This is a genomic window from Mycolicibacterium thermoresistibile (assembly GCF_900187065.1).
In the GTDB taxonomy this organism is placed as follows: domain Bacteria; phylum Actinomycetota; class Actinomycetes; order Mycobacteriales; family Mycobacteriaceae; genus Mycobacterium; species Mycobacterium thermoresistibile.
Window position 1 is genome coordinate 4433851 of the sequence record NZ_LT906483.1, and the last position, 9600, is coordinate 4443450.

A 9600-nucleotide genomic window follows, 5' to 3' on the forward strand; every position below is an offset into this window, starting at 1 on the left:
GGCGGACAGTGTGCCGCGACGGCGGGAACGTCGCGCCGAGATCGGCCGGGCTCGGGCGGCCGGGCGACCACCGGTGCCGGGGCCGGTGCGGGTTACTCTTGGTTGACACTGGATTTCCTTTCCTGGTGGTGATTTCCGGTGTTGGCCCGCCGCTCGCACCGGCGGGCCACTCTTTTCAGTCGTCTTGGTTGGCGAACTGCTCGGCGCGGGCACGAAGCTCCGGGATCAACTCACGCAGCTCGTCGGCACGGCATGGGCCGCCGAACGACAGCCATGGGCCGCCGAACGACAGCCAGACCTCAAGCTGGGCGGCTGCATCTCCCAGCAAGCGAGAGGTTGGTCGCCCCGGGGCGGGTGCGGGGGGCTCACCCACCCCGGGGCGGTCATCACCCACCACGCCGGGGGCAGCGGCAGTGGGCGACGGGATCGCAAGCTCGTCCGGCCGGTGACCAAGCCATGCCTGTTCGGAGACCGGTTCGTGGGCCTTGCCCTGGACGCGGGCGAGCCTGGCGTTCTCCTGAACGAGGATGTCCAGGGCGGCCTGCGCATCACACAGTTCGGCGACCTGTTGCTCGACCGCGCCGGCCAGGGCGGCGTTGTGGGCGGTCGCGTGCCGCAGCAAGCTCGCGAGATTCACCAGCTGGTCGCGGTGATCGTCCGTGTCGGCCCGATCCAGGTAGCGGCGCACCAGCTCCGCCATGTCGCGACGGGTGGCGTCGGACACCACGGCGCTCACGACACCGCCCCCACCAGCGGCAGCTGACCCGAACCGCCCAACCGCTTATGCAGCTCAGCCAGGCCCTTCGCAGTGATCCGGATCGTCGGATCAGGCAACCGCATCTCACCCGACGGCTCATGCAGATACGGGGAGCCCAGCTTCTCCACCAGGCGGCCGCAATCGACCTGGGTCTGATACGCCTTCCAGCAGCCACGGCCACGGTCCCGGAAAATCCAGCCCTCCGCGGCCATGAACCGGAACAGCCGGTCGCGGCCGATCCGGATCGCGGGATCGCGGGAGAGCACCTTGGCGGCGTCAGCCACTGAGTAGTCGCCGGCGCTGTCGGCCATGTGGGTCCACGCCGACGCCGGCGCGGCAAGCTCACGGGCGCGCTGCTCGGCTTCGAGCCGGGCGGCCGCCTCACGCTCGGCGCGCTCCTCGGCGTCGACAACCCACTGCGCGAGGGTCTTGCGGTCGGGTAGCGCGGCCGGGGCGCCGTATCCGCCGGTCTTGCGGATCTGAGGCAGCACCTCGCCGGTGATCCAGCGCTTGAAAGCGCGCGCTTCTGGCTTGCGGCTGAGGAAGATCACCTCGTACATGCCGGGCTCTGAGACGATGCGCGCGCGCTGGGTGCGGCCGAGCGAGTCGGTGACCTCAGTAGTGCTTAGGGCATCATCTTCGATTCGATCGGCAACCATCGACGGGTTCGTCAGATCAAGGACCTTGCAGAGGTCGGCGAGGACGAACCACGGCCCGCCGTCGATCATCACGACCCGGACAGCCGTTTCGCCGTAGTTGAACGGCACCAACTCGTCAGTCGCGGCCTGCACGCTCATGCGCTCTGCTCCACAGGCTCAGTTGCGAACAGGGCGGCAACTGGTACATCGAGGCAGCGGGCGATTTCTGCGATTTCGTCGACGGTGAATGGTGTTCGGCCAGACAGTCGGCGCGATAACGCTTGTTGCTTCATTCCGATGCTGTGAGCCAGTGCTGACTGCGTACGCTTGGTGCGGGCCATCTCCGCGCGAACATTCGCAGCTACACGCTGAGATTGTGAGTCACAGGGCATGCATGCGGTTCTACACGTTCACATTGTGACTTGCAAGAGGATTACCGGCGTGTCGACAACTCAAAATCGACGTGATCCACACAAAGATGAGTTGCATTCACACGTTTAGCGCGTAAAATACGCGCCATGACTACTTTGATGGTGGTAGACGGCGACCGCGGCGAAAGCCGCTCATTGGCCGTAGCGCGCCGGCTCCGCGAGGAACTGGCCGGGCGACGCATCTCTGTCTCTGAGGTTGCGCGCCGCATCGGAACGACTCAGCAAAAGCTATCCCGCCGCATGACTGGACTTACGCCGTGGGATGTCAACGAGCTCGATGAGGTCTGCCGAGCCGCGGGAATCTCGTTCGTGTACGTCACGACCGGCATCCGTGAAGTTCCGGCGCCGGGTGGGCCCGACGGGGGTGGCGTGGAGCCGCCTGCCGGAATCGAACCGGCGACCTATTCATTACGAGTGAATCGCTCTACCGACTGAGCTAAGGCGGCGTGCCCGGCGACGAGCGCCTGCGCGAGGGGCAAGCCTCTAGAACCGGGCGGCACGAGTCTACGGCAGCGCCTGCCGCATCCCCAAGCCAGGTTAGCCTCGCAGCGCCTGCCCCACCGTGGCGACCATCGCGTCGACGGCGAACTTCGGCTTGACGTTCACCGCGAGCGCTTCCCGGCACTCCAGCACCGCCTCGATGCACCGCAACAGCTTCTCCGGCGGGGCATGCGCGGCCAGCGCGGCGACCTTGTCGGCCATGTCCGGATGCTCCCGGCGGATGCCGTCGGCCCCGGTGGCGACCAGCAGCGCGTCCCGGAAGTACATCGCCAGATCGATCAGCGCCCGGTCCAGCGCATCGCGGGAGGCGCGGGTCTGCCGCGATTTCTGCCGGCGCTCCAGCTCCTTGATCGCGCCGGCCGATCCGCGCGTCGCCGACGCCGCACCCTTCCCGGTGCCGCCGGCTCCCAGCGCGGTGCGCAGCTCCTCGGTTTCAGCTTCATTGCGGTCCTCGGTCAACGCCCGGGCCTCGGCCTCGGCCGCCGCCACCAGCTCCTCCGCCGCGGCGTACGCCCGTGACGGGGTGGCGGCGTCGCGCGCCAGCCCCAACGCCCGCAACCGGCGCTGCCGGGCCTCCTCGTCGGTGGCCAGCCGCCGGGCCCGCCCGACATGGCCACCGCTCACCGACGCCGCCCACTGGGCCTGCTCGGCCGGGATGCCGTCGTTGTCGACCAGCACTCGGGCGATCGCGTCCACCGGCGGGGTGACCAACGCCACATGCCGGCAGCGGGACCGCAGTGTGATCGCGATGTCCTCCGGATCCACCGACGGCGCGCACAGCAGGAACACCGTCGACGGTGGCGGTTCCTCCACCACCTTCAGCAGGGCGTTCGCCGCGCCCTCGGTCAACCGGTCGGCATCCTCGATCAGCACGATCTGCCAGCGTCCGGTGCTCGGCCGCCGGGACGCGATCTGCACGATGGCGCGCATCTCGTCGACACCGATCGACAGTCCCTCCGGAATGATGCGCCGCACGTCGGCGTGCGTCCCGGCCATCGTCGTCGTGCAGGCCCGGCACTCGCCGCACCCCGGCACCCCGTCGGAGGTGCACTGCAACGCCGCAGCGAAACACAGCGCCGCGATCGACCGGCCCGAACCGGGCGGGCCGGTGATCAGCCAGGCATGGGTCATCGCCCTGCGCGACCCCGGGCTGTGATCAGAATCCCCGCGGGCGGCCTGCGCAGCGGCCACCAACTCGGCTTCCACAGCGTCCTGACCGACCAAACGTGAGAACACCCCACTCATCACCGCCACACTAACGCCCGGCTGTGACGTCGGACTGATCACAGGCCCGCTATCGGTCGTCGCGGCCGGATACGGTAAACGAGTGACCACGAACGCGACTTCTACCGGACGGATCACCGCATTCGTCCGTTGGGTGGCGCGTACCCCGTGGCCGGTGTTCGCGCTGGGCATGGTGCAGGCCGACATCATCGGCGCCCTGTTCGTGCTCGGCTTCCTGCGGTTCGGCCTGCCCCCGGGGGACCGGCTGGAACTGCAGGACCTGCCGGCCTTCAACCTGGCGCTCTTCCTGGGCTACCTGGTGGTGTCCTTCACCGTCGGCGCCTACGTCACGCTGCGGCTGCTGCTGCCGGTGATCCGCTGGCAGCGCCGCGACACGCTGCTGGCCGACCCTGACCCGGCCGCGACCGAACTGGCGCGCGCCCGCGCGCTACGGATGCCCTTCTACCGCACCCTGATCAGCGGCACCAACTGGTTCCTCGGCACCATCGTGTTCATCGTGGCCAGCTGGCCGGTTGCCGGCCATTCAGCGCCGGTGATCGCGGTCGCCACCGGACTGGGCGCGACCGCGACCGCCATCATCGGCTATCTGCAGGCCGAGCGGGTGCTGCGGCCGGTGGCCGTCGCCGCGCTGCGCGGCGGTGTGCCGGAGAACTTCCGCGCCCCCGGTGTGGTGCTGCGGCAGGTGCTGACCTGGGTGCTGTCCACCGGGGTGCCGGTGCTGGCCATCGTGCTCGCGTTGGTGGCCAGCAAGGTCGGCATCCTCACCGCACCGGCCGAACAGCTCACCACACCGCTGCTGGTGCTGGCCATCGCCACGCTGGTGATCGGGTTGTCCGGCACCGTCCTGGTCGCGATGTCGATCGCCGATCCGCTGCGCCAGCTGCGCTGGGCGTTGGGCGAGGTGCAGCGCGGCAACTTCAACGCGCACATGCAGATCTACGACGCCAGCGAGCTGGGCCTGCTGCAGGCCGGGTTCAATGACATGGTGCGCGATCTGGCCGAACGGCAGCGGCTGCGGGACCTGTTCGGCCGCTATGTGGGTGAGGACGTGGCACGTCGCGCGCTGGAGCGCGGCACCGAGCTGGGCGGGCAGGAACGCGACGTCGCCGTGCTGTTCGTCGACCTGGTCGGGTCGACGCGGCTGGCCGCCACCACCCCGCCCGCCGACGTGGTCAACCTGCTCAACGAGTTCTTCCGGGTGGTCGTCGACACCGTCAACCGGCACGGCGGGTTCGTCAACAAGTTCCAGGGTGACGCCGCCCTGGCCATCTTCGGCGCGCCGATCGAACATCCCGACGCCTGCGGTGCGGCGCTGGCCGCCGCCCGCGAGCTGCACGACGAGCTGATCGCGGTGCTCGGCGAGACCGAGTTCGGCATCGGCGTGTCGGCCGGCCGGGCGATCGCCGGGCACATCGGCGCGCAGGCCCGCTTCGAATACACCGTGATCGGCGACCCGGTGAACGAGGCGGCGCGGCTGACCGAGCTGGCCAAACTCGAGGAGGGCCACGTGCTGGCGTCGGCGATGGCGGTCAGCGGGGCGCTCGACGCCGAGGCGCTGTGCTGGGATGTCGGCGAGACCGTCGAACTTCGGGGCCGTACGGTGCCGACCCAGCTGGCCCGCCCGGTCAAGCTGGCGTTCTCGAACGGGCCCGGCCCCAGCAACAACAGCGACGCCCCGGGCACCCGGACAACGGGCAGCGTGAGCCGCGCCGACGCCGAGACGACCGCGCCGGAGAGTTAACTCTTCTTCGCCGCTTTCTTGGCGGCGGTCTTCTTGGCCGCGGTCTTCTTGGCCGCGGTCTTCTTGGCCGCGGTCTTCTTGGCGGCGGTCTTCTTCGCGGCGGTCTTCTTGGCCCGCTTCACTGGGCCGCGGGCCCGCCGGTCGGCCAACAGCTCGGAGGCCCGCTCCACGGTCAGCGTCTCCACGTCGTCACCCTTGCGCAGGCTGGCGTTGGTCTCCCCGTCGGTGACGTACGGGCCGAAGCGGCCGTCCTTGACCACGATCGGTTTGCCGGTGGCCGGATCCTCACCCAGTTCGCGTAGCGGCGGCGCCGCGGCGGCCTGCCGGCCCCGGCGCTTGGGTTCGGCGTAGATCTTCAACGCCTCGTCCAGCGTGATGGTGAAGAGCTGCTCCTCGCTGGCCAGCGACCGGGAATCGCTGCCGCGCTTGAGGTATGGACCGTACCGGCCGTTCTGCGCGGTGATCTCCTCGCCGGTGTTCGGGTCGACGCCGACCACCCGGGGCAGCGACAGCAGCTTCAGCGCGTCGTCGAGCGTCACCGTCTCGATGTCCATCGACCGCAGCAGCGAGGCGGTGCGCGGTTTCGGGCCGGTCGGCTTCCTGCCCTTCTTGGCCGGGCTGCCCGCCGAGCCGTCATCCCCGCCGTCGTCGGGTTCGGGCAGGATCTCGGTGACGTACGGTCCGTAGCGGCCGTCCTTGACGACGATCTCGTGGCCGGTCTCCGGGTCGATGCCCAGCGACCGCCCCTCCTGCGGGGTGGCGAACAGCTTCTCGGCCAGATCCAGGGTGAGCTCGTCGGGGGTCAGCGCCTCTTTGAGGTTGGCCCGCTGCGGGGTGGGCTCACCATCCTCTCCGATGACCATCCGCTCCAGGTACGGCCCGTTCTTGCCCACCCGGACGTAGATCGGGCGGCCCTGATCGTCGTCGAAGAGCTTGATCGAGTTGACCTCGCGGGCGTCGATCTCCTCGAGGTTGACGCCCACCAGCTTCTTCAGCCCGCCGGCGCGGGCGATCGAGCCCTCCACACCGTGCTCGCCGCCGAAGTAGAAGTTGTGCAGCCAGTTGGTCCGCTGCTCGTTGCCGGCAGCGATCTCGTCGAGTTCGTCCTCCATCGCCGCGGTGAAGTCGTAGTCGACCAACCGGCTGAAGTGCTGTTCGAGCAGTCCGGTGACCGCGAACGCCACCCACGACGGCACCAGCGCGCTGCCCCGTTTGTGCACGTAGCCGCGGTCCTGGATGGTCTTGATGATCGACGCGTACGTCGACGGCCGGCCGATGCCGAGCTCCTCGAGCGCCTTGACCAGCGACGCCTCGGTGTACCGCGGCGGCGGATTGGTCTGATGCCCGTCGGCGGTCAGATCCACCGCGTCGACCCGCTGCCCCTCGGTGAGGTTCGGCAGCCGCCGCTCGGCGTCGTCGGACTCCCCGCCGGCCAGCTCGTCGATGCTCTCCACATAGGCCTTCAGGAAGCCCGGGAAGGTGATGGTGCGGCCGCTGGCGGTGAACACCACCTGCCGGCCGTCGGCGGTGGTGCCCGAGATGCGCAGGCTCAGCGTGGTCCCGCGCGCATCGGCCATCTGCGAGGCCACGGTCCGCTGCCAAATCAACTCGTAGAGCCGGAACTCGTCGGGAGCGAGCTCATTCGCCAGCTGGCCCGGCGTGGCGAACACGTCGCCGGCCGGCCGGATCGCCTCGTGCGCCTCCTGGGCGTTCTTGACCTTGCGGGAGTACTGCCGCGGCGTGGGGTGGACGTACTCCTCGCCGTAGAGCTGGCGGGCCTGGTTGCGGGCGGCGTTGATGGCCGACTGCGACAGCGTGATCGAGTCGGTCCGCATGTAGGTGATGTAGCCGTTCTCGTAGAGCCGCTGCGCGATGCTCATCGTGCGTTCGGCGGAGAACCGTAGCTTGCGGCCGGCTTCCTGCTGCAGCGTCGAGGTCATGAACGGCGCATAGGGCCGCCGGGTGTAGGGCTTCTGCTCGACGGAGGTCACCGTCAGCTGCACATTGCGCAGCCCGGCGACCAGCGCGTTGGCGTCGGACTCGTCCAGGACGAGCACCTCGTCGGGCTTCTTGACCACGCCGCGCGAGTCGAAGTCGCGGCCGGTGGCCACCCGCCGGCCGTCGACGGTGCTCAGCTTGGCCGCGAACACCGGCGGGCTGGCCTGCGGGTCGGAGACCGAGGCGTCCAGCTGCGCGGTGACGTCCCAGTAGGAGGCGCTGCGGAACGCCATCCGCTCGCGTTCGCGCTGCACGATGATGCGGGTCGCCACCGACTGGACCCGGCCCGCCGACAACTTCGGCGCGACCTTCTTCCACAGCACCGGGCTGACCTCGTAGCCGTACAGCCGGTCCAGGATGCGGCGGGTCTCCTGGGCGTCGACCAGCGCGGTGTCGAGGTCCCGCGGGTTCTCGGCGGCGTTGCGGATGGCCGATTCGGTGATCTCGTGGAAGACCATCCGCTTGACCGGCACCTTGGGTTTGAGGGTTTCCAGCAGATGCCAGGCGATGGCCTCACCCTCGCGGTCACCGTCGGTGGCCAGATAGAGCTCGTCGGCCTCTTTGAGCTTGTTCTTCAGCTCGGTGACGGTGCTCTTCTTGTCCGGACTGATGATGTAGAGCGGCTGAAAGTCGTTGTCGACGTCGACCCCGAGGCGGGCCCACGGCTCGGACTTGTACTTGGCGGGCACGTCGGCGGCATTGCGCGGCAGGTCGCGAATGTGTCCACGCGACGATTCCACGATGTAGTCGGAGCCCAGGTAACCAGCAATCTTGCGGGCCTTGGTCGGTGACTCGACGATGACGAGACGCCGGACGCTTCCGTTCCTACCGCTACCGCGGTCCTGTTCAGCCAACTGTGCCTACGCTCCACTTCCATAGTTGCCCACGGCCTGCGCGGATGTCCCGATCCGGCCCGTCGGCAACTGACAATTTCGCACCCCCGCCCAGCCGACGCAAACCGGCCCCCGCGTCCCGCGAGCTTAGATCCGCGGCCACGAGGAAAACGCCTCGATGTGGTCGGGTGGTTCCCCCACACTCTCTACCAGCCGCGATAGGCGGCGTCGACCACTGATGCGCAGCGCCGGCCGGGGCCCGCGGGTGCCGATGAGGGTCGGGGCGATTCCGATGCGCATGAGCGCCGACGCCAGCGGGGCGTGCGTGTCGGGGGCGTGCGGGTCCAATCCGAGCAGATAGCGGTCGTCCGCTTCGGGGCTGCCGGCGGCCAGTACCCAGGCGCGCAGCGCACGCGGCCCGGGCAGCCATTGGGCCGGGACGGTCTTGACGGCGCCGCGGGTCCACTGGGCGGCCATGTCGACCAGCCGGGCGTCGAACGCGGTGCGCACCAGCGGGGTGTTCTCCTCGGTGCGGGTGATCTCCGGCTCCAACCCAGCCTCGGTGATCATCACGGCGATGCCCTCGGCCCGCCACCGGGCGTCGACCACCACCGAGAGCCGGGCGCCGGGCGCATCGCCGCCGCCGGCCATCAACACCTGGCCGGGGGCGGCCAGCAGGCCCGCCAGGTCGGCGACGTCCGGCGGCACCGACTCTGCCGAGAAGAACGACAGCTGCTGGCTCACACACCAGACAGTAGGGCAGCGTGGGGCCGCACCGCGGTCATCCGCGCCGCGGGCGGCGGTGTCGGGTGGCCGAACGTGCCGTCAGGGCGCCGAGCGTGCCGTCAGGGCGGTCAGTGCGCCGTCAGGGCGGTCAGTGCGCCGTCAGGGCGGTCAGTGCGCCGTCAGGGCGGTCAGTGTGCACACGCTGCGCCGGTTGTGCGTGTGCAGCGCTGAAACGGCCGAAACTCGACACCACGCACACGGTCAGCGCGCCGAACGCACCCTCGGCGCGGTGGACACACGGTCAGCCCGGCCGCCCACCCCATCCGGCGAAGAGGAAACCCCCGCGGTTCCTACTGGAGCCCGCGGGGGTCTGTCAGGTTCGATTGTTCAGATTGTTCAGATTGTTCAGATGGACCGAACACCCGTGGCCTGCGGCCCCTTGGGGCTTTGGCCGACCTCGAACTCCACCCGCTGATTCTCTTCGAGAGTGCGGAAGCCGGAGCCCTGAATTTCCGTGTAGTGGACAAAAACGTCCGCGGAACCGTCTTCAGGCGCGATAAAGCCGAAGCCCTTCTCCGCGTTGAACCACTTCACAGTTCCCTGTGGCATTTCCTTGATCTTTCCTTTTCTTTCTCCGGGTGCGGTCCACCGAGGCTTTCGGTACACCGGGCCCGTTCCGACCGCCATACCTTGTGAGCCGTCGGAACTCGACCCGACCAGAACCTCGCAG

The 9600-nt window shown here is 69.0% G+C and carries 8 protein-coding genes, 1 tRNA gene and 1 pseudogene; 2 read left to right on the forward strand and 8 right to left on the reverse strand.

All coding sequences use genetic code 11. The features are described 5' to 3' along the window. Positions 1-175: 175 nt before the first annotated feature. The 3 genes from CKW28_RS21045 to CKW28_RS21055 are packed head-to-tail and all read right to left on the reverse strand — an operon-like array spanning position 176 to position 1787. Positions 176-736 carry a hypothetical protein gene (locus tag CKW28_RS21045; RefSeq protein ID WP_003925175.1) on the reverse strand — a complete coding sequence of 187 codons (561 nt, stop codon included), beginning with the start codon at positions 734-736 and terminating at the stop codon, positions 176-178. Continuing rightward, positions 733-1554, reverse strand: coding sequence for a phage antirepressor (locus CKW28_RS21050; RefSeq protein ID WP_003925176.1), 822 nt, complete (start codon positions 1552-1554; stop codon positions 733-735). Before CKW28_RS21050 ends, CKW28_RS21045 begins: the two co-directional genes overlap by 4 nt. Continuing rightward, positions 1551-1787: a helix-turn-helix domain-containing protein gene (locus CKW28_RS21055; RefSeq protein WP_081475475.1), complete on the reverse strand. Its 237-nt coding sequence runs from the start codon at positions 1785-1787 to the stop codon at positions 1551-1553. The genes CKW28_RS21050 and CKW28_RS21055 overlap by 4 nt, the downstream gene beginning before the upstream one ends. 138 nt (positions 1788-1925) lie before the next feature. On the opposite strand from CKW28_RS21055, the pseudogene CKW28_RS24260 reads away from it, so the two are divergent. Continuing rightward, positions 1926-2120: pseudogene (locus CKW28_RS24260) on the forward strand (helix-turn-helix domain-containing protein); the annotation flags it as partial. A 76-nt stretch (positions 2121-2196) separates the two neighbouring features. On the opposite strand, the gene CKW28_RS21065 reads toward CKW28_RS24260, so the two are convergent. Continuing rightward, a tRNA-Thr gene (locus tag CKW28_RS21065) sits at positions 2197-2272 on the reverse strand. 91 nt (positions 2273-2363) lie between these two features. Beyond that, positions 2364-3572, reverse strand: coding sequence for a DNA polymerase III subunit delta' (locus CKW28_RS21070; protein ID WP_061252231.1), 1209 nt, complete (start codon positions 3570-3572; stop codon positions 2364-2366). Positions 3573-3741: 169 nt separating this feature from the next. Here CKW28_RS21070 and CKW28_RS21075 point away from each other — a divergent pair, with 169 nt between their 5' ends. Beyond that, positions 3742-5313, forward strand: a complete 1572-nt coding sequence (locus CKW28_RS21075) for an adenylate/guanylate cyclase domain-containing protein (protein ID WP_085975119.1) — start codon at positions 3742-3744, stop codon at positions 5311-5313. On the opposite strand, the gene topA is transcribed toward CKW28_RS21075, so the two are convergent. The 3 genes from topA to CKW28_RS21090 form a co-directional block, all read right to left on the reverse strand. Then, complete coding sequence (gene topA / locus CKW28_RS21080; RefSeq protein ID WP_003925181.1) at positions 5310-8165, reverse strand: type I DNA topoisomerase; 2856 nt, start codon at positions 8163-8165, stop codon at positions 5310-5312. The genes CKW28_RS21075 and topA overlap by 4 nt on opposite strands. Positions 8166-8291: 126 nt before the next feature. After that, positions 8292-8888, reverse strand: coding sequence for a hypothetical protein (locus CKW28_RS21085; RefSeq protein WP_003925182.1), 597 nt, complete (start codon positions 8886-8888; stop codon positions 8292-8294). A gap of 387 nt (positions 8889-9275) precedes the next feature. Further along, the gene (locus CKW28_RS21090; protein ID WP_003925183.1) at positions 9276-9479 is read right to left on the reverse strand and encodes a cold-shock protein; all 204 of its coding nucleotides are present in this window, start codon (positions 9477-9479) and stop codon (positions 9276-9278) included. Positions 9480-9600 lie beyond the last annotated feature (121 nt).

What these genes read in the sequence shown, in the direction of transcription:
- CKW28_RS21050 (WP_003925176.1), bottom strand. Translation starts at nt 1,554, where the DNA reads ATGAGCGTGCAGGCCGCGACTGACGAGTTGGTGCCGTTCAACTACGGC.
- CKW28_RS21055 (WP_081475475.1), bottom strand. Translation starts at nt 1,787, where the DNA reads ATGCCCTGTGACTCACAATCTCAGCGTGTAGCTGCGAATGTTCGCGCG.
- CKW28_RS21070 (WP_061252231.1), bottom strand. Translation starts at nt 3,572, where the DNA reads ATGAGTGGGGTGTTCTCACGTTTGGTCGGTCAGGACGCTGTGGAAGCC.
- CKW28_RS21075 (WP_085975119.1), top strand. Translation starts at nt 3,742, where the DNA reads ATGGTGCAGGCCGACATCATCGGCGCCCTGTTCGTGCTCGGCTTCCTG.
- CKW28_RS21090 (WP_003925183.1), bottom strand. Translation starts at nt 9,479, where the DNA reads ATGCCACAGGGAACTGTGAAGTGGTTCAACGCGGAGAAGGGCTTCGGC.